Origin of the sequence: Frondihabitans sp. 4ASC-45, from assembly GCF_049472575.1 — a bacterium.
Taxonomy (GTDB): Bacteria; Actinomycetota; Actinomycetes; order Actinomycetales; family Microbacteriaceae; genus Frondihabitans.
Window position 1 is genome coordinate 746122 of the sequence record NZ_JBCEBN010000001.1, and the last position, 22741, is coordinate 768862.

Annotated in this window: 17 protein-coding genes; 4 read left to right on the forward strand and 13 right to left on the reverse strand. The window is 68.9% G+C overall.

Annotated features, from left to right (window positions below; all coding sequences use genetic code 11):
• Window positions 1-31: 31 nt before the first annotated feature.
• From VH571_RS03510 to recQ, 3 genes are all read right to left on the reverse strand, one after another.
• Window positions 32-463 (reverse strand): hypothetical protein, encoded by a 432-nt coding sequence (locus tag VH571_RS03510; RefSeq protein ID WP_423263344.1) that lies wholly within the window; start codon window positions 461-463, stop codon window positions 32-34.
• Window positions 464-553: 90 nt separating this feature from the next.
• Complete coding sequence (locus tag VH571_RS03515) at window positions 554-1057, reverse strand: GNAT family N-acetyltransferase (protein ID WP_423263345.1); 504 nt, start codon at window positions 1055-1057, stop codon at window positions 554-556.
• A gap of 188 nt (window positions 1058-1245) precedes the next feature.
• On the reverse strand, window positions 1246-3363 hold the full coding sequence (gene recQ / locus VH571_RS03520) for a DNA helicase RecQ (protein ID WP_423263347.1): 2118 nt from the start codon (window positions 3361-3363) through the stop codon (window positions 1246-1248).
• A 112-nt stretch (window positions 3364-3475) separates the two neighbouring features.
• On the opposite strand from recQ, the gene VH571_RS03525 reads away from it, so the two are divergent.
• Window positions 3476-3991, forward strand: a complete 516-nt coding sequence (locus VH571_RS03525; protein WP_423263348.1) for a hypothetical protein — start codon at window positions 3476-3478, stop codon at window positions 3989-3991.
• 8 nt (window positions 3992-3999) lie between these two features.
• On the opposite strand, the gene VH571_RS03530 is transcribed toward VH571_RS03525, so the two are convergent.
• The 5 genes from VH571_RS03530 to VH571_RS03550 form a co-directional block, all read right to left on the reverse strand.
• Window positions 4000-4935 (reverse strand): lysostaphin resistance A-like protein, encoded by a 936-nt coding sequence (locus VH571_RS03530; RefSeq protein WP_423263349.1) that lies wholly within the window; start codon window positions 4933-4935, stop codon window positions 4000-4002.
• 36 nt (window positions 4936-4971) lie between these two features.
• Entirely contained in the window at window positions 4972-5397 is a 426-nt protein-coding gene (locus tag VH571_RS03535; RefSeq protein WP_055960990.1) for a GNAT family acetyltransferase, read from the reverse strand.
• Between the two features lie 80 nt (window positions 5398-5477).
• A complete protein-coding gene (locus VH571_RS03540) occupies window positions 5478-8525 on the reverse strand; it encodes an AAA family ATPase (protein ID WP_423263350.1) in 3048 nt (1015 codons plus the stop codon).
• A complete protein-coding gene (locus VH571_RS03545; protein ID WP_423263351.1) occupies window positions 8525-9706 on the reverse strand; it encodes an exonuclease SbcCD subunit D in 1182 nt (393 codons plus the stop codon). Before VH571_RS03545 ends, VH571_RS03540 begins: the two co-directional genes overlap by 1 nt.
• A 333-nt stretch (window positions 9707-10039) precedes the next feature.
• Window positions 10040-10510, reverse strand: coding sequence for a DIP1984 family protein (locus tag VH571_RS03550; RefSeq protein ID WP_055961000.1), 471 nt, complete (start codon window positions 10508-10510; stop codon window positions 10040-10042).
• Between the two features lie 54 nt (window positions 10511-10564).
• Between VH571_RS03550 and VH571_RS03555 the strand changes: the two genes are divergently transcribed.
• The gene (locus VH571_RS03555; protein ID WP_423263352.1) at window positions 10565-11071 is read left to right on the forward strand and encodes a mycothiol transferase; all 507 of its coding nucleotides are present in this window, start codon (window positions 10565-10567) and stop codon (window positions 11069-11071) included.
• Window positions 11072-11190: 119 nt separating this feature from the next.
• Here the strand turns inward: VH571_RS03555 and VH571_RS03560 are convergent, their stop codons facing one another.
• A complete protein-coding gene (locus VH571_RS03560; RefSeq protein ID WP_423263353.1) occupies window positions 11191-13563 on the reverse strand; it encodes a DEAD/DEAH box helicase in 2373 nt (790 codons plus the stop codon).
• Window positions 13564-13823: 260 nt separating this feature from the next.
• Window positions 13824-16970 (reverse strand): efflux RND transporter permease subunit, encoded by a 3147-nt coding sequence (locus VH571_RS03565; RefSeq protein WP_423263354.1) that lies wholly within the window; start codon window positions 16968-16970, stop codon window positions 13824-13826.
• 187 nt (window positions 16971-17157) lie between these two features.
• On the opposite strand from VH571_RS03565, the gene VH571_RS03570 reads away from it, so the two are divergent.
• Complete coding sequence (locus VH571_RS03570; protein WP_370275155.1) at window positions 17158-19365, forward strand: APC family permease; 2208 nt, start codon at window positions 17158-17160, stop codon at window positions 19363-19365.
• Between the two features lie 110 nt (window positions 19366-19475).
• Here the strand turns inward: VH571_RS03570 and VH571_RS03575 are convergent, their stop codons facing one another.
• Window positions 19476-20612, reverse strand: a complete 1137-nt coding sequence (locus VH571_RS03575) for an NAD(P)-binding domain-containing protein (protein WP_423263355.1) — start codon at window positions 20610-20612, stop codon at window positions 19476-19478.
• Window positions 20613-20796: 184 nt separating this feature from the next.
• Here VH571_RS03575 and VH571_RS03580 point away from each other — a divergent pair, with 184 nt between their 5' ends.
• Window positions 20797-21033 carry a DUF3073 domain-containing protein gene (locus tag VH571_RS03580; RefSeq protein ID WP_055961010.1) on the forward strand — a complete coding sequence of 79 codons (237 nt, stop codon included), beginning with the start codon at window positions 20797-20799 and terminating at the stop codon, window positions 21031-21033.
• An 80-nt stretch (window positions 21034-21113) separates the two neighbouring features.
• Here VH571_RS03580 and VH571_RS03585 read toward each other — a convergent pair whose 3' ends face one another.
• Window positions 21114-21308, reverse strand: coding sequence for a hypothetical protein (locus tag VH571_RS03585; RefSeq protein ID WP_423263356.1), 195 nt, complete (start codon window positions 21306-21308; stop codon window positions 21114-21116).
• A gap of 262 nt (window positions 21309-21570) precedes the next feature.
• A complete protein-coding gene (purM, locus tag VH571_RS03590; protein WP_423263357.1) occupies window positions 21571-22716 on the reverse strand; it encodes a phosphoribosylformylglycinamidine cyclo-ligase in 1146 nt (381 codons plus the stop codon).
• Between the last annotated feature and the right edge of the window lie 25 nt (window positions 22717-22741).

The window sequence follows — 22741 nt, forward strand, 5'->3', positions numbered from 1 at the left end:
CAACACGGCGCCGTCGGCGCCGCGATCGACGCTACGCCTGAGAGCTGTCCGCCGACTTCGATCGACTCGACCGAACGAACATCCAGCCGAGTGCGACACCGACACCCGTGCACGCGACAAGAATGGCGATCGCAGCCGGACCGAAACCGTAGGCGAGGCCGTTCTCGGCCGACCAGGCGGCAAAGCCCATGCCCGGCACGTCGAGACTGTCGGCGTCGACGCCTCGCAGCAGCGTCTCGAGGAGCACGAGGAGAAGCACGTCGATGCCCGCGAGGAGCCCGGCCAGACCGGCGCCCAGCAGAGCGACGACGGTACGGCCCCGGCCCCGAGGTCGCGGCGCGAAAGCCACCGGGGAACGATCGGTCGGGTGCGACCCGCCGGAAGGCCCGTCAGACGAGCGTCGGAGCCCGATGACATCGTCGAGGAGAGAAGCGGAGAGCGTTGCCGGAGCGAGCGAATTCACAGGGCCACCTTCGGATCGGAGAGGAAGACATGCGAAATGTTACCTTTCTTCCGATCGGCTGGCCAGGGGAATACGCCCCCTGTGGAGAACTCAGTCGACGAGCGACTTCGTGAACCGGAGGTAGCTGATCGCCTCGTAGTCACCCTCGACGTCGAAGAGAGGGACGTAGCCGAGGTGCAGGTAGAGCCCGACGGCCTCGGGCTGGCGAGCTCCGGTGGTGAGATTCACACGGCGGTAGCCTCGGATCCTCGCCTCGCCCTCGAGCTCTGCCATGACCCGCCCGGCGAGACCGCGTCGCCGATGGTCGGGGTGCGTCCACACCCGCTTCATCTCGGCCGTCTCGTCGTCGAGGCGCATGAAGGCCCCACCCGCAACCGCCGTCCCCGCCTGCTCGAGGATCAGGAACGCCCCGCCGCGAGCCGTCGCGAACAGCTCGGCGGGGTACCGAGTCAGCTCGACCGACGAGGGGATGCCGTCGTTCAGCCCGTAGCGCTCGTCGTAGTCGCGGGCGAGGTCGTCGACGAGAGGCTGGGCGAGAGCTGCGTCGGGCGAAGTCCAGGTGGAGACGGGGTGGTTGACGCTGTCGAGGGCCATGTCGAGACGGTATTCGGAGCCCCCGCAAGGGTCAATTCTCATGACGCTGCGGGTCGTGCGCTGCGAGCCGGCGGCCAACGACCTGACGCGAATCGGCCGAAGCGACCCGGCGCGCCGCGTCAGAATGGCCGAATCGCGTCACTTCGAGGAACCCCGGCCAGCGACCAGCCCCAGAATCAGCCCGAGAATCAGCGCCAGTCGTCGGGCGGCACCGACTCGTCGTACGGGTCGTCGGGCGGCGCGTCAGGCCACCCGCCATCGTCGGCGCCAGGCTCATAGGCGCCCGGCTCATCGACACCCACGCCAGGCCCCGGGTCGAAGCTCGAGACGGCGCGCGAGCTCGAGACAGCGCGCGAGGGCGCGGCGGCAAATCGACTGGCCGAGGATCCGGCACGCCCGCCCCTCGACCCACCCGAAGCAGGCGCGACGGCGCTCCCCACGGGCCCACCGCCGCCCGACTCGGCGACGACGGCGAGCAGCTGTTCGCCGTAGCTCTCGAGCTTCTTCTGGCCGACGCCCGAGATGGTCGCGAGCTGATCGAGGCTCGATGGCCTCATCGAGGCGACACCGCGGAGCGTCACGTCTCCGAAGACGACGTAGGCGGGAACCCCCGCATCCTTCGCCGTTGCCGAGCGCCAGGCTCGGAGCTTCTCGAATAGGGGCTGGGCCTCGGCCGGCAGGTCGGCGACGGAGGCGCCCGGCCCGGATCGCCGCGAGCGCGCCGCTCGCGACGGACGCTCCGGCTCTTTGCGGAGAAGCACGGGCCGCTCGCCCGCGAGCACGGCTGCCGACTCGTCGGTGATGAGGAGGGTGCCGTAGCCGTCGGTCGAGGAGGCGAGCAGGCCTTTGGCGAGCAGCTGGCGAACGACGCCGCGCCATTCCGCATCAGAGAGCTCGGTGCCGATTCCGAAGGTGGCGAGCTTGTCGTGGCCCTGCTGCGCCATGCGCGGGGTGCTCTTGCCCAGCAGGATGTCGATCAGATGCCCGGCGCCGAACTGCTGGTTACGTTCGCGCTTGAGCCGGACGATGGTCGAGAGGAGCTTCTGCGCGGCGACTGTGCCGTCGAGCGACGTCGGCGGCGTGAGGCAGGTGTCGCAGTTTCCGCAGGCCGTCGACGACTGCCCGAAGTAGGCGAGAAGCTGCACGCGTCGGCACTCCACGGTCTCGCAGAGCGCGAGCATCGCGTCGAGGTGGACGGTCAGCTGCCGACGATGCGCGGCGTCGCCCTCCGACTGGTCGATCATTCGTCGCTGCTGCATGACGTCTTGCAGCCCGTACGCGAGCCACGCGGTCGCCGGCAGGCCGTCACGCCCGGCTCGACCGGTCTCCTGGTAGTAGCCCTCGACCGATTTGGGGAGGTCGAGGTGGGCGACGAATCGGACGTCGGGCTTGTCGATACCCATGCCGAAGGCGACCGTCGCGACCATGACGATTCCGTCTTCGCGGAGGAAGCGCGATTGGTTTCGCTGCCGCGTCGCGGCGTCGAGACCGGCGTGATAAGGGAGGGCGGGGATGCCATTCGCTACGAGCGACTCGGCCGTCTTCTCGACGGAGTTGCGCGACAGGCAGTAGACGATGCCGGCGTCGCCGGGGTGCTCCGTCTGGATCAGCCGGAGAATCTGCTTCAGCGGCTGGTCTTTCGCTTCGATGCGGTACTGGATGTTCGGTCGGTCGAAGTCGGCGACGAAGTGGCGCGCGGAGTCGAGGTCGAGCCGGGTCGAGATCTCGCGGTGCGTGGTCTCCGTCGCCGTCGCCGTGAGGGCGATTCGGGGCACTGCGGGCCAGCGCTCGTGGAGCACGGAGAGTTCGAGGTAGTCGGGGCGGAAGTCGTGCCCCCACTGCGCCACACAGTGCGCCTCGTCGATGGCGAAGAGCGAGATCTGACCCTCGTCGAGCAGCCGCTTGGTCGATTCGAGCCGAAGCCGCTCGGGCGCGAGATAGAGCATGTCGAGGTCGCCGCTTCGAAAGGCGTTCTCGACGCGTTGGCGCTCAGCGCCGTCTTGCGTGCTGTTCAGGAAGGCGGCGCGAACACCGACCGCCTCGAGGGCGTCGACCTGATCTTGCATGAGCGCGATGAGCGGAGACACAACAATGCCGACGCCGTCGCGGACGAGTGCGGGCACCTGGTAACACAGCGATTTACCGCCACCGGTGGGCATCAGCACCAGGGCGTCGCCGCCCCCGACCACCTGGTCGATGATCTCGGCCTGGCTGCCGCGGAACGACTCGTAGCCGAAGACCTCCTGCAACACGTCGAGTGGCAGTGGGGCACCCGGCCGCGGGGCCGCGTCTGTCGTCGTAGTCACCCGGCGAGTCTACGAGCCGGGCCCGACACCCCGGCTCCCTTATCCACAGGCTCTGGTCCGATAAAACCCAATATGTTACATTGGCAATCCCGAACTCATTTAGGAGACCCCCATGAAGCGCTTCCTCGCCGCCACCGCCCTCACCGCCGCAGCCGTGGCCGCCCTCACGGGCTGCACGTCCTCCGCCACCACCAGCGAGCCTCTCGCACTCCACGCCGACGACTGCACCTCGTTCGAATCCGCGCTCGGTTCGAGCATCGACGGCATGAAGCTCGAGTCGCACTCGAAGATCGACGGCAAGGGCGGCCAGTGCGTCTGGTCGAGCAAGAAGGGCAGCGTCATCGCGGTCGACGTCGACGACAAAGAGACCAAGTCGAGCGGTGACGCGAAGTCCGACTCGGCAGCCGACAAGGTCGCTAAAGACAAGAGCCGCGTCGTCATCGACAACGACGCCGTCGCGAAGCTCTCAGGCTCCGTCCTCACCACGTCGAAGGGCTCCGAGAAGAGCGACAACCGCGAGTTCACCGCCACGACCGACCTCGGCTCCACCGTCAACCTCATCACCGCCGAGAAGAAGATGACGAACGACGAGGCCTCGAAGATCTTCACCGGCCTCTTCGCCGGCTGACATCCTCATCAGACAGCAGCATCCCCCACCGGAACGGACTCGGGCGCCACGCGCTCGGGTCCGTTTCGGCGTGCGACGAGAGTGACCAGGCCCACATAGGCGGCGGAGGCGACGAGCGTCACGGCGAAGGCACCCGGCGACCCGTCAGCCTGCTGCGTGCTCACGACCGGAGCCGCCAGGAGAAAGACCACCACGTTGTTGACCACATGGGCGACAATGCCCGCCTCGAGCCCGCCCGTCCGCCAGGTGAGGTAGGCGAAGGCCACCCCGAGGGTCGCGACGTCGAGCTTGCCCCAGACGTTGTAGCTGTGCGCGAAGGCGAAGGCCACCGTCGGCACGACGATGGCGACGACGGGCCAGCGCACCCACGATCCGAGCGCCTGCATCCCGAAGCCGCGAAAGGCGAACTCCTCGCCGGCCGCCTGGAACGGGACCAGGAGCAGGATCAGCACGATCGACACGAACAGCGCCAGCGGCGGGGTGGTCGTCTGGGTCGCGGCCGTGTCGGATCCTTGGCCCTGCCATGACGCGGGCACCACGAAACCGAGACCGACCTGCAGGGCCATGTAGACGACCGCCGGAACGATGCAGCGCGCCATCCAGCGCCAGCGAAGGCGCGCGACCACGCTCGACAGCTGGCCGATGGGGCCGAGGCCGAGGATCCGCACGCCCACGATCATCGAGGGCAGAAGCAGCGCGAGCGAGCCGAGTGTGAACAGCATCACGAGCGGATTCGAGGCGTCTTGCTGGTTGCGCCGAATGTCGCCGACGAGATCGAGCCGGGCCTGAGCGCCGCCTATCGCGTCGACTGTCAGCAGGAGGAGCTCCTGCCAGACGATGCTCAGCGCGTAGTAGATGCCGACGCCGACGACGAGAGCCACGAGCGGCTTCCACCAGCGGTAGCGGGGACGGGCGCGGAACAGCCGGTGATACGCGTAGGGCACCTGGCGAGGGTAGCGCGACGACCCCGGGCGAACGTGTCAGTCGGCGACGTCGGAGATCAGGCGCTTGCCGAAGCCGAGCGCGCCGTCGGGCGAGTAGCCGTGGTGCTCGTAGAAGCCGATCACGGCGTCGTTGCCCTGGCGCACCTGCACGTTGATCTTGGGGCAGCCCAGGTCGGTCAGCAGGCGCTCGACGTCGGCCATGATCTGTGCCCCGAGCCCGGTTCCGCGCGCCGAGTCGGCCACGGCGACGTAGTAGACCCAGCCGCGATGTCCGTCGTATCCGGCCATGGCCGTCGCGACGATCGCGTCGCCCTCGACGCCCACGCGGAACAGCTCGGGCTGCACGCGCTGCTTGCGCTCGATGTCTTTGCGGGGGTCGTTCCACGGGCGGGTCAGCCCGGCCTCCTCCCAGAGGGCGACGACGGGCTCGGTGTCAGCGGGGCGGAACGCACGAATCTGCATCGCTCCATTCTGGAGGCGAACCGAAGGATCCGGCACGCGTCGCTCTGGCCCCCGCCCCTCGGCCACCACTCCCCGCTCGCTCACCCCACCATCGAGGTCAGCGTCGACGAGCCGTCGGGCCGGCGCCGCACCTCGATCCGGTCGGCGATGCGCTGCTTGAGCTCGTCGACATGGCTGACGATGCCGACGACGCGACCGCCGGCCGACAGCGCCCCGAGTTCGGCCATGACTGCGTCGAGGGTCTCGGGGTCGAGCGTGCCGAAGCCCTCGTCGACGAAGAGCGTGCCGAGTTCGATACCGCCCGCCTCGGCCTGCACCACGTCGGCGAGCCCGAGCGCCAGGCTGAGCGAGGCGTAGAAGGTCTCGCCGCCGCTGAAGCTCTTCGGGTCGCGCGTCGTGCCGGTGGCGTTGTCGCGGATCGTCAGCGCGAGCCCGGCGCGGCGTGCCCTTGACGAGGCCTCGCGTTCGGCGGCCTCGAGCTGGTACCGGCCGCTCGACATGAGCCCCAGCCGGCTGTTCGCTGCGGCGACCACGTCGTCGAAGCGCCGGAGGAGCACGTAGGTGCCGAGGGTGACGCCGTGGAGGTTCTCTGCACCGCTGGCGCTGGCGACATCGGCCATACGCACGATGGCGCGCGACTCCTCGGCGACCGCGTCGGCCGCGCGGAGGGCCTGTTGGAGGCGGCCGAGGGCCCTCTCGGAGCTCGCGGCACGGTCTTCGAGGCGGGAAGCACGATCGGCGGCGGCGGCGTGGGCGGCCGATGCCACCGCCAGCGCCCCCTCTGCCGCCTCGATGTCGGCGACCTCGTCTCCGTCGAGGGCCGCGACGCGGGGTGACGCGAGTCCGTCTGCGACGACGGCCGACTCGTTATCGAAGTCTCGGATCTCGGCCAGAAGCACAGCCCGATCGCCCGGCGCGAGGAGCGCCGCCGACGCCTCTGCGACGCTCGCGAAGGTCGATGACGCGAGGGCGAGCTCGACATCTGCACGGCGGCCTTCGACCTCGACGGCAGCGGCAGCCTCCGCCTCTCGCGCACGCACGATCGTCACCAGCACCCGCTCGTCGGCGTGCAGCTCGTCGCTGAGGGCGACGCACGATGCCGCACGGCCCGCCAGAATCTCGGCGACGCGCGAGCGGTCGGCGACGAGCCGCTCCGCCTCGGTCTCAAGTCGGGCTTCCTCTGCCGCCAGGTCGAGCCGCTCGGCTGCTAGTGCGGCCTCCTGCGCCGCCGTCTCGGCGTCGAATCGGAGCAGGCGCTCGTCTGCCCGAGACCGCTCCGAGACCGCAGCCCGGGCCGCGCCGATCTTCGCCTCGACCTCGGTCAGGTGCACTCGCAGTTCGTCGCCGTCGTGCTCACCCACGGCCCGGGCGGCGTCGCCGAGTCGCGCATCGAGGGCGGACGCCGCATCTCGAGCCGTCTGCAGGGCGGCTTCCGCAACCTCACGAGCCCGGGTCGCGTCGTCGAGCTCTCGATCGGTGGGATGGCCGTCGAGAAGCACGGCGGGGGCCGGGTGCTCGGTTGCCCCACAGACGCTGCAGGGTTCGCCGTCGATCAGTTCGAGAGCCAACTCGCCGGCCACACCGCTGATGCGCCGTCGGCGGAGGTCGGCCTCGGTATCGACCGCCTCGCGGGCCCGAGCGGCGGCGGCTGACACGCTCTCCCGTGCGATCTGCGACACATCGGCCAGTTCGGCATGGTGCCGCACCGCCTCCAGGGCGGCGTGGAGATCGTCGAGTCGTCGGGTCTCGAGGTCGAGGGTGCCCGCGAGCTCGGCCGCAACGGCGATCTCGGCCGTCAGCCCCTCCCGTTCTGCGGCCCGGGCGGTGACCCCGGTCTCGCCGGCTGCGATCGCCGATCGACGATCCGCCAGCCGGCCCCGGGTGCGCAGTTGCGCGTCGTCGCGCGCGGGCAGACCCACCTCGAGGTCGACGATGGCGGCCAGTGTCGCTCGCTCGTGGGCGAGTCGCTCGCGGCGATCTCGAAGATCGTCGAGCTCCGCCTCGAACAGGCTGTCGTCGATACTGCCCCGCAGTACGGCGAGCTCGTCGCGCGCGCGTTCCCGTTTCGCCTCGGAGAGGCTGAGCGCTCGTGCGGGCCCCTCGACCAGAGCAGCACGGTCGGCCAGCTCGGTTCGGTTGCGAGCCTCGGCCACGACAGCGACCCGCCCGGCGAGGGCTTCGCGGCGGGCCATCAGACCACGCCTCGCCTCGATCGCCTCGGCCAGCCTCATGACCTCCGCCGACTTCGCGCTGGCATCGTCGAGTGCCGCGCGGGCGACGTCGCGGCGCTCACCCGCTGAGCCCGACTCAGCGCTCAGCCTGGCGACCACCTCGGCCGCGTTCTCCACCTCGATCGACATCGTCTCGACGGGGCTTCCCGTGCCGTCGTCACCACCGAGACCGGCGTCCTCCTCGACACGAGGGCTATCGCCTGGAGCCTGCTCGTCGGCGACGTCGACCGTGCTGCGGAGACCCGCCAGCGCCTCGTCGACGGCGCGCTGCGACGACTCGACGGCGGCGTTGGCCGCGCGCCGGGCATCGACGAGGGTCGCGGTCGTGCGGTCGTAGATCTCGGTGCCGAACAACGACTGCAGCACGAGCCGACGCTCTTCGCCGCTGGCGGCGAGGAAGCGAGCGAACTCGCCCTGCGGAAGCACGATCGTCTGCAGGAACTGCTCTTTCGTGACCCCCAGGATCCGAGGAATCTCCCCTCCGACCTCCTGTGCCCGCGTCGACAGCGTCTCGCCGTCGACGGCACCCGGCGTCGCGAGCCGCTGCAGGACCACCGCCATGTTGACGGGTGTCGTGCCGACGCCGCGGCTCTTCGGGCGGTTCCATTTGGGGCTGCGCCGGATGAGGTGGATGCCGGCGCCGGTCTCGAAGACGAGCTCGACGAACGGTTCGACCGACGGGCCGGCGTGGTGACTGCGGAGTCGATCGTCGCTCGACGAGGCACCCGCGAGGCCACCGTAGAGCGCGAACACGATCGCGTCGATGATCGTCGATTTGCCGGAGCCGGTCGGGCCCTCGAGCAGGAAGACCCCGGACGACCGGAGTGCGGCGAAGTCGATCGTGAATTCGTCGGCGTAGGGGCCGATGGCGCGGAGCGTTAGGCGATGCAGCTCCATCAGGCGCTCAGCTCGGCTCGACCGGCGGCCTCGTAGGCCGCACGCAGCACAGCGATCTCGGCGTCGCTCGCCTCCGCCCCGGTGGCGAACGCGACGAACTCGCGAGCGACCTCGACGGGATCGGCGTCGACCGGCACCGCCCGCCGTTCGGCCGAACGGACCGCGCCCCGCGGCACGTGCTGGATCGACAGCGCATGCGGGAACCGCTCACGCACGAGCGCATGCAGGCCCGCCGGATGCACGGGATCGGTGACGAAGACGCGCAGCCAGTCGTCGGCCAGGGAGTCGTGCCGCCCGTCGAGCAGCTCGGCGAGATCGCCGGTGATCTCGGAGAGGCGTCTCGGCACCGGCGTCGGAATGAGCTCGACGTCGACCTGGCCGTCGGCCGCCAGCCGCACCAGGGCCGACGACTTGACCTGGTGCTTCTCGCCGAACGAGAACGCGAGCGGCGAACCGCTGTAGCGGATGACCGGGCCCGCGGCAGGCGCGGTGATGCCCTGGGCGCCGTGCAGGTGACCGAGGGCCACGTAGTCGAGGCCGTGGAACAGCTCGGCCGGAACCGAGTCGACCCCGCCGACGCGGATGTCGCGCTCGCTGTCGCTCGGGGCGCCACCCACGACGAACGCGTGGGCGAGCACGACGGCGCGGGTGCCCGGCCTGGTGGCGAGGTCGGCCCGCACGCGATCGAGGGCCGCGCCCATCACGGCCGCGTGGGATCTCGCGAGTCTCGCCGTGGGATCCTCGGCCCGTTGCTCGTCTGGCACGAGAACCGCGCGCACGCTGTCGGGATCGAGGTAGGGCAGGCCGTAGAACGCGACCGGGCCGCTCGCGTCGTCGAGCACGACTGGCTCGGCGAGGTCGTCGACCGTCGCGCGGATCTGGACGTGGTCGCGAAGCAGGCCGGACGCGAACCCCAGGCGAACAGCCGAGTCGTGGTTGCCCGGCGTCACGATCACGGTGGCGAACTCGCCGAGACGCGCCAGCGCAGACGACAGCAGCTGAACTGCCGGCACCGACGGCACGGCACGGTCGTAGATGTCACCCGCCACCAGCACGACGTCGATCGACCGCTCGCGCACCAGCTCCACCAGATGGTCGACATAGACCCGCTGGTGGTCGAGGAGGTCGACGCCGTGGAGCGTGCGCCCCAGATGCCAGTCGCTGGTGTGCAAAATCAGCAAGCGCTCGCCTTTCGTCGGTGGGCCTCGCCAGCGTAGCGAGGGCCGCCGACATCGACACCGCACGCCGTCATCGGCGCAGGCCTCTCCGAACACGGCGGTGAGGCCCCGATCCCGCCCTCGGCGAACCCCCGGCCAGCACGCGGTGATGAGGTGTGACTGCTGCGAGGTCACCTGTGATGGGTGCTGGGCTGAGGTGTGAGCGCCTTGCGGCCGCCCGCGGCCCCTCGCGGATGCAGTGGGACGAATTGACCGTCATCCCGTCGGCTCCGTGCTCGCTCCGGCGGATGCCTACCGACTCACCGCTCGTGCTGTCGCTGTTCTCAGCGCTGTATCTCAGTCGGCCAGGTCGGCCTCCCAGTTCGCCTGCTGGATGATCACGTCGAGCTGGCGCAGACGGCGAGCGACGTCGTCGGCCTGCTGGCGGACGGCCGCGGTCGGAAGCGCCGAGAGCTGGCGGAGTTCGCTCCGAAGCTGCCGATAGCCCGCGAACTCTCCCATGCCGGCCGAGGCGTCGGCCGCCTGAACGAGGATCGAATGCCGACTGCGGAGGGCGTCTCGGTGGGCCAGCGCCTCGGTCATGGTGCGTCCGTCGTCGAGCATCGTCGTCGAGTTGGTCAGGTTCACCGCGACGACCAGCTGCTCGAGGGCCTCCTGAAGGGAGATGACCTCGGCGAGAAGCGCCTCGGCGTTCTCCCCCGGCTCTTCGCCCTCCTGGTAGCGGGCATTGGCGATCACGCGGGAGCGCAACTGCTCGATGCGCTTCTGCAGATCACCTCGGTTGATCAGGGCTTCGGCCAGCTTCATGTCTGAATCTTGGCACGCCGCACGCCGGCTGGCCCCTGGTCGTAGCGTGGAGTCATGACTCCGTCCGACCTTCTCACCGAATCGTTCTCCAGGATCCCCGCCCTCGTCGATCGCGCCACCGACGGTCTCGATCCCCAGCAGCTCGCTGCCCGGCCCGCGCCCGGCACGAACACGATCGCCTGGCTCGCGTGGCACACGGCCCGCGGGCAGGATGCCCAGATCGCCGCCCTCGCCGGGTCGGAGGAGGTCTGGACGGCCGACGGCTGGTACGGCCGGTTCGAGCTGCCGTTCGGCCCTGACGAGATGGGCTACGGCATGAGCGCCGGCGATGTGACGCGAGTCGTGGCCACCGCCGACCTCCTGAGCGGGTACCTCGAGGCGGTCACGGCGGCGACCGTCGCCTACCTCGGCACCGTCTCGGGCGACGATCTCGACGACGTGGTCGACGAGGCGTGGGATCCGCCGGTCACGCGCGGCGCTCGCCTTGTGAGCATCGTGAACGACTGCCTGCAGCATGCCGGGCAGGCGAACTATGCCCGTGGGATCCTCGACCGTCTCTAGCGACGCGCTTAAGGCTGCACCCGCAGGAACGGCGTAAACACCTGCCCTAGGGCTGGTGTTTACGCCGTCTGTGCGGGTTTAGGCCGGGAGGCCCCGCCGGAGGAGCCGACCCAGAGGATTCAGACCCCCGCGAGCTGGTCGATCAGGCGATCGCCGGGGCGAGCCTCGACCATTTCGGCCGTGATCTCAGCGCGGTCGAGCAGCTCCTCCATGCGGCGACGGCGGGCACGCGTGATCAGCGTCACGACGGTGCCCTCCTTGCCCGCGCGACCGGTGCGTCCGGAGCGGTGCATGTAGGTCTTGTACTCGTCGGGGGCGTCGGCCTGGATGACCAGCTCGATGTCGTCGACGTGGATGCCGCGAGCTGCGACGTCGGTGGCGACGAGCACGTTGACACGGCCCGAGGTGAGCAGCTGCAGGTTGCGGGTACGGCGCGACTGGTTCAAGTCGCCGTGGAGGCTGGTCGACGCGATTCCGGCGTCTTCGAGCTGGTCGGCGAGCTGCTCGGCGAAAGCGCGCGTGCGGGCGAAGACGAGGGTCTTGCCCTTGCCCTGCGCGAGCTGCTCGATGATCGCACCCTTGTCGCGCTGGTCGATCAGCAGCACGCGGTGGTCGATGGTGGCGGACGCCTGGTCTTCGCCGGCGACCTCGTGGACGGCCGGGTCGGTCAGGAACTCGTCGACCAGCTTGGCGACACCCTTGTCGAGGGTGGCGCTGAAGAGGAGCTTCTGCGCACGGGCACCGTGACGGGTGACCGCCGCGGTCTCGCGAAGGATGCGCTGAACCGGCTCGAGGAACCCGAGGTCGCACATGTGGTCGGCCTCGTCGAGCACCGTGACGGTGACCTCGCTGAGGTCGAGGCGACCCTGCTCGATGAGGTCTTCGATCCGCCCGGGGGTGCCGATGACGATGTCGACGCCGCGCTGCAGGGAGTGCACCTGACGCTGCTGCGGCACGCCGCCGTAGATCTGGGTGGTGAAGAGTCCGACGGAGCGCGCGATGGGCTGCACGGTGTCGTCGATCTGCATGGCGAGCTCGCGGGTCGGGGCGAGGATCAGCGCGCGGGGCTTGCGGCCCATCTTGCGATCCTTGGCTCCGCCGTGCTCGAGCAGCTTCTCGGCGAGAGGTGCACCGAAGGCGATGGTCTTGCCGGATCCGGTGCGGCCACGCCCGAGGACGTCCTTGCCCGCGATCACGTCGGGGATCGTCGCCGCCTGGATCGGGAACGGCGAGGGAGCACCCATCGCGATCAGCTGGCGGGTGAGGTTGTCGCCGAGGCCCAGGTCGCCCCAGGTCTTGCCCGCGACGTCACCGGCGGTGACGACCTCGGCCTGAAGCTTCTCGAGCTTGACGTCGTCTTCGGGAGTGAAGTGCGAGTCGCGCTTCGGGTAGTAGTCGCTCGAGCGGCTCGGGCGGTCGTCGCCGTCGAGGGAGCGAGCGGGCCGCTCGGTCCGGTCGAAGGAGCGAGCCGGACGCTCGGTGCGGTCGCTGCGGTCGAACGAGCGCGGAGCGCGGTCGTCACGAGCCGGACGGCTGTCGCGATCGAACGAACGAGCGGGACGGTCGTTCCGGTCGAACGAACGCGGGGCGCGGTCGTCACGAGCCGGACGGTCGTCACGGGCCGGACGGCTGTCACGGGCCGGACGGCTGTCACGATCGAACGAACGAGCAGGACGGCTGTCGCGATCGAACGAACGCGCAGGACGGTCGTTGCGGTCGAACGAACGCGGCGCACGGTCATCACGGGCCGGACGGTCGCCACGGTCGTTCGAGCGGGGCGCACGGTCGTCGCGAGCAGGGCGGCCCTGGCCGTAGTCGTCGCGCTTCTTGAAGGGGGCGCGATCTTCGCGGCCCGGGCGGCCACCCTCGGGGCGGTCGTAGCTACGGGCGGGGCGGTCGCCACGGTCGAACGAACGCGGGGCGCGGTCGTCACGGGCGGGGCGGTCGCTGCGGTCGTACGAGCGACCACCGCGGTCGTCGCGGGGGGCGCGGTCATCGCGAGCCGGGCGGCCGCCACCGAAGCGGTCGTCACGCGACGGACGGTCGTCACGGGCCGGTCGGTCGTCGCGCGAGGGGCGTCCGCCACCGAAGCGGTCGTTGCGGTCGAAGCGGTCGCCGCCACGCGCACCATTGCGGGCGTCGCGGTCGTCACGGGCTCCGCCGCCGAAACGGGGGTTGGAGCCGCCGGTCTTGCGGGGCTCCCAGTTGGGGCGTCCGGCCGAAGCGTCGCGACCGGCACCACGAGAGTCGCGAGCCGAGCCACCACGGGCACCGGCGTCACGAGCGGAACCGCCACGGGCACCGCCGTCACGGGCACCAGCGTCACGACCGCCGGAGCGGCCCTCGGCGCGAGCAGCGCGCTCGGGGGCATCCCAGCGCTTCTTCGCGGGCCCACCCTCGGCCTCGGCCCGGAAGCCGCGGTGCTTGGGGCTCTTCGAGCCGGGACGCTCGCCCTTGGGGCGTGACGATGCAGATTTGTCGTAAGGAGACATGGTTCTTCCTGGGTTCTACGTAATGACGCGAAGAATTCACCCGGGCAGTCATTGGCCAGGGACCGTTCACATACATGTGATTGTTCGCAACGCGATTCGCTGCGATTCCGGCCCCTGAGACATACAAACCCAACCGCCAGTGCTGTTAGAGCAGCACAGTGCGGTGTCTCGAGCCGACCCACACACACTACGCGAGTGGTGACGAAGATGCGAGGGCAGGATCCGCGACCGCCGCCCGAGTCGGATCCTCGTCTCTGTCGCTATGCCGCCGCGCGCTCCCGGCGGTCCACTCGTCGCTCCAGCCACGAATAGATCAGCGAGTAGAGCACCGGCAACACGATGAGGGTCAGAACGGTCGACGAGACGAGCCCACCGATGACGATCAGCGCGAGCGGCTGCGAGATGAACGATCCGTGCCCGGTGAGCCCGATCGCGAGCGGGGTGAGGGCGAAGATCGTGGCGAGGGCGGTCATCAGGATCGGGCGGAGACGCCGCGACGTTCCCTCCACGAGAGCCTCGTGCACCCGGAGCCCCCGACGGCGGTACTGGTTGACGAGGTCGATGAGCACGATGGCGTTCGTCACCACGATTCCGACGAGCATCAGGAATCCGATCACCGACGGAACGCCGAGGGGCACCTTCGCGATCAGCTGCAGCAGGATCGCCCCGGTGGCGGCAAAGGGGATCGACACCAGCAGGAGCACGGGCTGCAGCAGGCTCTTGAACGCGGCCACCATGACGATGTAGACGATCAGGATCGCGATGAGGATCGCGATGCCGAGGTCGGTGAAGGCGGTGCCCTGTTGAGCGGTCACGCCGCCGATCGCGGCGGTGGCCCCCTTCGGCAGGTCGACTCCGGCGAGCGCATCGGTCACCTGCGAGTTGGCGGCCGACAGGTTGTCGGACGACGGCGTGATCGTGATCGTCGCGCTGCGAACGGCGTTCTCGGTCGTGATCGACGTCGGCCCCTCGGTCTGCGAGACCGTGGCGATCGTCGAGAGGGGAACGGTGCCGGTCGACGTCGGTATCTCGACGTCTTTGAGCGAGGCAAGCGTCTTCGGCGGGTCGGTCGGAATCGTGTAGATGTCGACCGTGGAGGCGTTGATCTCGAGAGAGCCGACCTGGAACGGCTGCACGGCCTGCGAGACGATGCCTCCGACATCGAGCTCGGAGAGCCCGTACGAGGCTGCCTTGGCGCGGTTCACCTCGACGCCGATGAGTGGCTGGGCGGCCGAGAGGTTGGTCGACGCTCCCGCGGTGGCGGGCAGTCCCTTCATCGCCTTCAGCACGCGGTCGGACGCCGTCGCGAGCGTCGAAGCGTCGTTCGAGGTGACGTTCACCTCGATGTCGCTCGAGGAGCCGAGGCCGCTCGAGGCCTCCACCGAGATGTCTCCGGCGTCGCTCAGTGCGTCGAGCCGGTCGCGGACGGTCGCCGTCAGGGCATCCTGGTCGGCGTTCTCGTCGGTGGTGATCTGGTACGTGACCGTGCTGCCGCCGGTTCCGCCGAAGAAGGCGGCGAGCGAGTTTCCGCTGGAGCCGATCGTGAGCTGCACCGTCTCGACCCCATCGGTCGCGTCGAGGGCCTTCTCGACCTTCTCGGCCTGGTCGGACTGCACGGCGAGGCTCGACGCGGCCGGAAGCACCTGCGTGACCGTGAGGGTGTTCTGACCCGAGGATCCGAGGAAGTTCGTGGTCAGGAGAGTCGCGGCTCCACCCGACCCGGCCAAGATGACGAGGGCGGCCACCACGGTGATCCACGGGTGACGGAGGGTCGCCAGCAGGATCGGCCGATACACGCGGTGAAGGCGGTCTGCCGGCTCCGGGTCGATGCGGGTCGCGCCGGGCGCTCTGGGCGCGGTCGACGGAGTCGTTGCCGGTACCGCGGCAGCCTCGGCCCCGACCTCGTGCTTGTGCACCTTCGGCGCGCGCATGAACCAGTACCCGAGCACGGGGACGATCGTCAGCGACACGAAGAGCGAGGCGGCGAGCGCGATCACGACGGTCAGCGCGAAGGGCCGGAAGAGCTCGCCCGTGACGTCCTGGACGAAGGCGAGCGGAAGGAACACGACGACGGTCGTGATCGTGGAGGCCGTGACGGCACCGGCGACCTCGCGAACAGCCTCGGTGATGGCCGTGATCCGGTCGACTCCTGGCACCAGGTGCCGCTTGATGTTCTCGGTGACGACGATGGAGTCGTCCACCACGCGCCCGATGGCGATCGTGAGGGCGCCGAGCGTGAGGATGTTGAGCGTGTAGTTCGATGCGAGCAGCCCAATGAACGTGATCAAGACGCTGGTGGGGATGCTGATGGCGGTGACGAGCGTCGACCGGACCGACAGCAGGAAGACGAGGATCACGACGACCGCGAAGAGGAGGCCGAGAAGCCCCTCGGTCGAGAGGCTCTCGATCGATTGCGTGATGAACGGGGCCTGGTCGAAGACCACCTCGATCTTGACGCCGTCCGACAGGTTCGACTCGAGCGACGAGATCTGATCGCGGATCGTGCTCGAGACGCTGACCGTGTTCGCCTCGAGGGTCTTCGTCACCGCGATCGTCAGGGCGTCCTTGCCGTTGACGCGAGAGATCGACGTCACCGGGGCGCTGGTCAGCTTCACGGTGGCCACGTCGGCGATGTCGGTCGCTTCGACCTGACCGGTGAGAGCGTTCTTCGCCCCGACCAGCGGCAGCTTCTTCACCTGAGCGACCGAGGTGAGGCGCGCGCCCGACTGGATCGAGAGGGTCTTGCCGTTCTGGGTGATCTGGCCACCGGGCAGAAGAGTGCCGTTGTCGTCCAGGGCGTCCTTGATGGCCGCCGTCGAGAGCCCGACCGCCTGGAGCTTCTCCTGATCCGGCTCGATGGTGACGCGCTGCCCGGCATCGCCGTAGACCGAGGCCTGCCGCACACCGTCGAGCTTCTGCAAGGCCGGGACCGTGATGTTGGTCAGATCGTCCACGAGCTTCTGCTTGTCGGCGGGCCCGCCGGTCACGGCGAGCTGCACGACCGGGAGGTCGTCGAGGCTGCCCGAGACCACCTGCGTGTCGACGCTGTCGGGAAGCGAGACGGTGTCGATCGCCTGCTGGATCTTCTCCTCGGTGGCTGGCAGGTCGGTGCCGTAGTCGAACTCGGCCGAGATGTTGCTCTCGGAGGTCTGCGACGTCGCCGTGGTCGACTTCAGGCCGGGGATCACCTGGATCGCCTTCTCGATCGGAGCCGAGACGCTGTCGTTCACGACCTGCGGAGAGGCTCCAGGGTACGAAGAGACGATCGCGACCTGGGGGAACTGGATGTCGGGAATCAACTCCTGCTTGAGCGAAGTCAGCGCGTAGCCGCCGAAGATCGCCACCACGATGGTGATGAGAGCGATCAGCGCGCGGTTGCGCAGGCTGAAGACAGAAAGAAGATGCACGAAGGCTCCACCCGATGACCCGAGAAAACAGACAGTTTTCTTATGCAACACCCGCCGCACTGGGGGGCGGCTGTGCCTCGCTCGGACTCAAGACAGTGAGCCGACTGGGAGGGGCCCGAGAAGTGGGGGAATAGAGCGTGTCGCGCTGGTGTTGACAGCCGATTGCACGCGATTAGGCTTGCGGCTCGTGAGTAACGACGTTCGGTCTCCCAAGCGCTGGCTGATCGGCGAGCCCCTCTCCTCCGAGAAGCTCGAGGGGCAGCTCCTTCCCAAGCACCTCGCGCTCCCCATCTTCGCGAGCGACCCGCTGAGTTCCGTGGCCTACGCGCCGCAGGAGCTCCTGATGATCCTGCTGATCGGCGGGCTGGGGTTCCTCACTCTCGCGCCGGGCGTCGCGGCGGCGGTCGTGATCCTTCTGATCGTCGTCGTCCTCTCGTACCGGCAGCTCATCAAGGCGTATCCGTCGGGCGGCGGCGACTACGAGGTCGCCCGCAAGAACCTGGGCGAGAAGCCCGGCCTCATCGTCGCGTCGGCCCTGCTCGTCGACTACGTCATGACCGTGGCCGTCTCGGTCGCGTCGGGCGTCGACAACATCATCTCGGCGCTGCCCGAGCTGAACGGCATCCGCGTCGAGATGGCGATCTTCTTCGTGATCCTGCTCGCCGCCGTGAACCTGCGCGGTGTCCGCGAATCCGGCAAAGCCTTCGCGGTGCCGACCTACCTCTTCATCACCAGCGTCTTCGTGATGATCATCGTTGCCCTCGTGCGCACGGCGATGGGCGACGCACCGGTCGCCGAGAGCGCTGGCTACACCGTGCAGGGCGACAACGTGGCCCACGCGGCGTTCGTCCTTCTCCTCCTCCGCGCTTTCGCCTCCGGCTGCTCGGCTCTTACCGGCGTCGAGGCGATCGCCAACGGCGTGCCCGCCTTCCGGCTCCCCAAGGTCAAGAACGCGCAGAAGACCCTCGTGCTCATGGGTGGCATCGCGATCGTGCTGTTCGCCGGTCTCGTCTCAGTGGCACTCATCTCGAAGGTGCACTACGCCGAGCGCGCCTGTGACCTGATCGGCATGGCGAACTGCGCGACGACTCCGCAGCCGAGCCTGATCTCGCAGGTGGCGAGCGCAGTCTTCGGCCCGGGCAGCATCGCCTTCTACGTGATCCAGGCCGTCACGGCAGCCGTGCTGCTTCTCGCCGCGAACACGGCCTTTAACGGCTTCCCGCTCCTCGGCTCCATCCTCGCGCGCGACACGTACGCCCCCAAGGCGCTCAACAGCCGCGGCGACCGACTCATCTACTCGAACGGCGTCATCGTGCTCGCGGTCATCGCGAGTGTGATCCTGCTCATCTTCCGGGCGAACGTCACCCAGCTGATCCAGCTGTACATCATCGGCGTCTTCGTGTCGTTCACACTCGGCCAGACCGGCATGGTGCGCCACTGGCTGCGACTCCTGCGCGACCCCGCGACCGTCGACCGGGGTCAGATCAAGCGCTCGCTGACGATCAACCTGATCGGCGCGATCATGACGTTCACGGTGCTCGTGGTCGTCACCATCACGAAGTTCACACACGGCGCCTGGATCGTCTTCGTCGTGATGCCGATCCTGTTCACCCTCATGCTCGGCGTCAACCGCTACTACCGCGACGTCGATGTCGAGGTGGAGGTCGACGAGACCACGACCTTCGGCGCATCGGGCGACCACGCGATCGTGCTCGTCGGCAAGATGCAGAAGCCCGTGCTCAAGGCGATCGACTACGCCATTGCGGCTCGGCACGACACCCTGGAGGCCATCCACGTCGCCGTCGACCACGAGTCGACCGACCGCCTGCAGAAGCAGTGGGACGACATGAACATCGACGTCCCGCTCATCATCATCCCGTCGCCCTACCGCGACGTAGCCGTGCCCGTGATCAAGTACATCAAGGCGCACCGCGAAGAATTCGGCGCCGAGGTCGTCACCGTCTACACCCCGATCTACATCGTCGGGCACTGGTGGGAGTCGCTGCTCCACAACCACAGAAGCCGAAGGATCCGCCAGAAGCTCATGCTCGCCCACGGCGTCACGGTGGCGCTCGTGCCGTGGCTCCTCGACTCGTCCGAGTTGCTCTACGGCCGTCGCTCGCGGGTCTTCCCGGGCCAGGACCGCTCCGGAGAACCGCGCCGCCCGGTGAAACCCGTGCCGCGGAGCATGCACGCCGATGCGGCCTCGGCGAGGATCGCGCAGGCGGAGGCCGACAAGGCCATGGCCGCCGCGAACGCCGCTGCACCCAAGCACGACCAGCACGGCGGCACCACCACGAAGTCGCGCCGCAAGGCCGCTGCCGCCCGGTCGACGGCCCGCAACAGCGCGTCGGCGCCCTCGAAGAAGTCGCAGGACGACCCGCCGCGTCGCTAGCCCTCGCCTCCGGTCCCGAATTTGAAGGAGAAAAGCGCCGATCCGCGAAAGTGAGGCCGATCGGCGCGGCGTGTCGGCCGGGATCTCCTTCAAATTCGGAAGCGCCCGGGCTAGCGCGAGCGAGACAGAGCCAGCAGCACCTGTCGCGCGATGACCCGCCCGGCCCGGTTGGCCCCGATCGTCGAGGCCTGCGGCCCGTAGCCCGCGAAGAACACCCGCCGATCCACCGTCGAGACACCCCGCTCGACGGCCACGCCGCCCTCGGCACTCCGCAGGCCGAGGGGTGCGAGATGCCGCAGCTCGGGCCGGAACCCGGTCGCCCAGATGATCGCGTCGGCCGGGGCGAAGGATCCGTCGCCCCACCGCACCCCGTCTTTCTCGATCGAGGCGAACATCGGCCGATCGACCAGCACCCCACGGTCGATGCCCGCGCGATTGCGACGCGTCATGGGCACCCCCGTGCCGCTCACGATGCTCGGGAGTGCGAGCCCCCGCTTCGCCGCCTCGTCTTGCTCGCCGACCGCCGCGAGCCCCATCTCGACGCCGAGCTCCTGCTGGTCGAACCACTCGACCGGTCGCCTCGTCGCCCAGGTCGTCGTCGCGCCCGCCCTCTCGAGCTCCAGGAGAAATCCGATGGCGCTCGTTCCCCCGCCCACGACCACGACGTCTTGCCCGGCGAACTCATCGGCGGAGACGTACTCGGCGGTGGTCAGCTGCCGACCGGCGAAGTCGTCGCGACCGGGGTAGTACGGGCGGAAGGGCGAGCCCCACGTCCCCGTGGCGTTGACCACGATCTCGGTGGTGAGGGTCTCGGTCTCGGCGGGAGAGCTGGATCCTGACGTATGCGCCAACTCGACGACCAGGTCGCCGTCGCTCGACTCGTCGACCCGGCGGACTTCGACCGGGCGGCGCACCCGGAGGTCGTAGTACCGCTCGTAGCGGTCGTAGTAGTCGGAGACGATGTCGCGCGCCGGCACGCTCCGGTCGGCGGTGTCGAAACTGAGGCCGAGATCGGCGAGGCCGGGGAGGTCGTTGACCTTGTGGGCGGTGCCGAGACGGAGTGCTCTCCAGCGGAACTGCCAGGCTCCCCCGGTGCTGGGGCCGCGGTCGACGACGACGAAGTCGGAGCCCGGTACGAGACCGAACCGGCGGAGGTAGTAGGCGACCGAAAGTCCGGCCTGACCGGCACCGATGATGACGACCCTGGTTCGCGGAGCGGCAGAGGGGGCTCCTGATGCGACAACCATGCATCCATTCTGGCCGTAGCTCGACTCGGGGTCGTGCCGTGCGGGCACATGCTAAGGTTGCGGTTAGTTTTGCACCATTTACCTGTCGGTAGTTCCCGGGCTCGGTGGTGATTCCAGTCGAAGCGCGCTTCGATTCGAGTCGCATCTGCAGTCAACCGGAACCAGAATCACGAGGGGGTCTCGCATGGGGCGTGGCCGTCAAAAAGCCAAGCACACCAAGGTTGCCCGCGAGCTGAAGTACTTCAGCCCGGACACCAACTACGGTGCGCTCGAAAAAGAGCTCTCCAGCCCGCACGGCGACGACAATTACGTCGACAAGTGGGCCGACGAGGTAGAAGAAGACGACACCGACGATCAGTACGTCGATAAGTACGCCGACGATTTCGTCGAGCACGACGAGCCGCAGCACAAGTCGGCCTGAGCGCTCGCTCGGCGAACCTCGCAGCGAAATGCCGCTTCCTTCGGGAGGCGGCATTCGTCATTCGAGATGCGGGCGACGGTTCAGTGGAATGCGGCCGTCACCGCGGGCATGAGGGCCAGGGCAATAACGAGGAGTCCGCCAGCCGCCGTGAATGCCGCGGTGCGACGCCCACCGGTGATCGCGGTGAATGTCTGCGCCGGGGCCTCGTCGGGCACTTCGACGGTGCGGACGACGACCTCGTGATCGATGACGGTGACTGTGCGGGTGAAAGACATCGGGTGGTCCTCTGGGGTGATGTGGCGTCATTGCCGTGCCGCTCATCGTTGAGCAACCATCACAGAGTACGTCGAAATCGCCCGTTTGTCCCGCGAAATGCGGACTCCGCTGTTCCCGACCTGTGCCCCGCCGGTCCCCGTTTAGGCGGCTGCGCTCGTCGGGCCAGCGAGATAGCCTGAACTTCAGGATCCGGCGGAGCCGCCCGACGATCCGGCCATCTGGCGCGCCCCGAGCCGCGAGGCTCGGCAACCGCCGCTCGGCTCAGCCCGCGTAGGCCCCGACGAGCCGCACGGCCCCGCCGTCGACGCCCTTGGCGCCCTGCTCGAAGCCGCTGAGGTCGCGGATGCCGACCGACACGGCGCCGACCTGCCAGGTGCGGATTCCGCTCGCTTCGAGGTGGGCTGTCATCGCGGCTGCGGAGTCGCGCGCGACGACGGCGATCATGCCGATGCCGAGGTTCCAGGTGCCCTCGCTCGACTCGAGGGTCGACCCGGCGATGTCGCTCAGCACGCGGAAGACCGGGGCCGGCGACCAGGAACCGCGGTCGACCTCGGTCCAGGATCCGACCGGCAGCACTCGAGCGAGGTTGGCGGCGATCCCGCCTCCGGTCACGTGGCTCAGCGCATGAACGCTCCCTTGGAGCGACGGCTCGTCGAGCACGGCCAGCAGGGGCGACGTGTAGAGGCGTGTGGGCTCGAGGAGCACCTCGCCGATGACACCGCCGAGGTCGGCGTTCGAGTCGCTGTAGCCGAGGTCGGCCGAGCGCAGGATGTGGCGCACGAGCGAGAAGCCGTTGGAGTGGAGGCCGGACGACTCCAGCGCGAGCACCACGTCGCCCTCCTCGACGAGGTGCGGCCCGAGCTGAGAGCCCGACTCGACCGCGCCCACCGCAGCCCCCGCGACGTCGTAGTCGTCGGGTCCGAGCAGGCCGGGGTGCTCAGCGGTCTCGCCGCCGACGAGGGCCGTGCCGGTCGCCGAGCACCCGCGGGCGATACCGGCGACGATGTCGGCGATGCGTGAGGGGACAACCTTGCCGCAGGCGATGTAGTCGGTCATGAAAAGGGGCTTGGCGCCGACGACCACGATGTCGTCGACGACCATGCCGACGAGGTCTTGGCCGATGGTGTCGTGCTTGTCGAGCGCCTGCGCGATGGCGACCTTCGTGCCGACCCCGTCGGTGCTCGTGGCGAGCAGCGGGCGGTCGAAGCTCTTGAGGAACGAGACGTCGAAGAGGCCCGCGAAACCGCCGACCCCGCCCATCACGTTGGTGGTGTGCGTGGCCGAGACGGCCGACTTCATCAACTCGACGGCGAGGTCACCGGCGGCGGTGTCGACTCCGGCCTCGGCATATGAACTCGAGGCGGACGCAGCGGAGCTCGAGACGTTCGAGGCGGCGGAGTTGGTCAATTCTCGTTCCAATCGCAGGCATGAC

Bases quoted from the DNA above. Each gene is read 5' to 3' on its own strand.
- VH571_RS03525 (WP_423263348.1), top strand. From the start codon at position 3,476: ATGAAGCGCTTCCTCGCCGCCACCGCCCTCACCGCCGCAGCCGTGGCC.
- VH571_RS03555 (WP_423263352.1), top strand. From the start codon at position 10,565: ATGACTCCGTCCGACCTTCTCACCGAATCGTTCTCCAGGATCCCCGCC.
- VH571_RS03575 (WP_423263355.1), bottom strand. From the start codon at position 20,612: ATGGTTGTCGCATCAGGAGCCCCCTCTGCCGCTCCGCGAACCAGGGTC.
- VH571_RS03540 (WP_423263350.1), bottom strand. From the start codon at position 8,525: ATGGAGCTGCATCGCCTAACGCTCCGCGCCATCGGCCCCTACGCCGAC.
- VH571_RS03535 (WP_055960990.1), bottom strand. From the start codon at position 5,397: ATGCAGATTCGTGCGTTCCGCCCCGCTGACACCGAGCCCGTCGTCGCC.
- VH571_RS03585 (WP_423263356.1), bottom strand. From the start codon at position 21,308: ATGTCTTTCACCCGCACAGTCACCGTCATCGATCACGAGGTCGTCGTC.
- VH571_RS03515 (WP_423263345.1), bottom strand. From the start codon at position 1,057: ATGGCCCTCGACAGCGTCAACCACCCCGTCTCCACCTGGACTTCGCCC.
- VH571_RS03550 (WP_055961000.1), bottom strand. From the start codon at position 10,510: ATGAAGCTGGCCGAAGCCCTGATCAACCGAGGTGATCTGCAGAAGCGC.
- VH571_RS03580 (WP_055961010.1), top strand. From the start codon at position 20,797: ATGGGGCGTGGCCGTCAAAAAGCCAAGCACACCAAGGTTGCCCGCGAG.
- VH571_RS03560 (WP_423263353.1), bottom strand. From the start codon at position 13,563: ATGTCTCCTTACGACAAATCTGCATCGTCACGCCCCAAGGGCGAGCGT.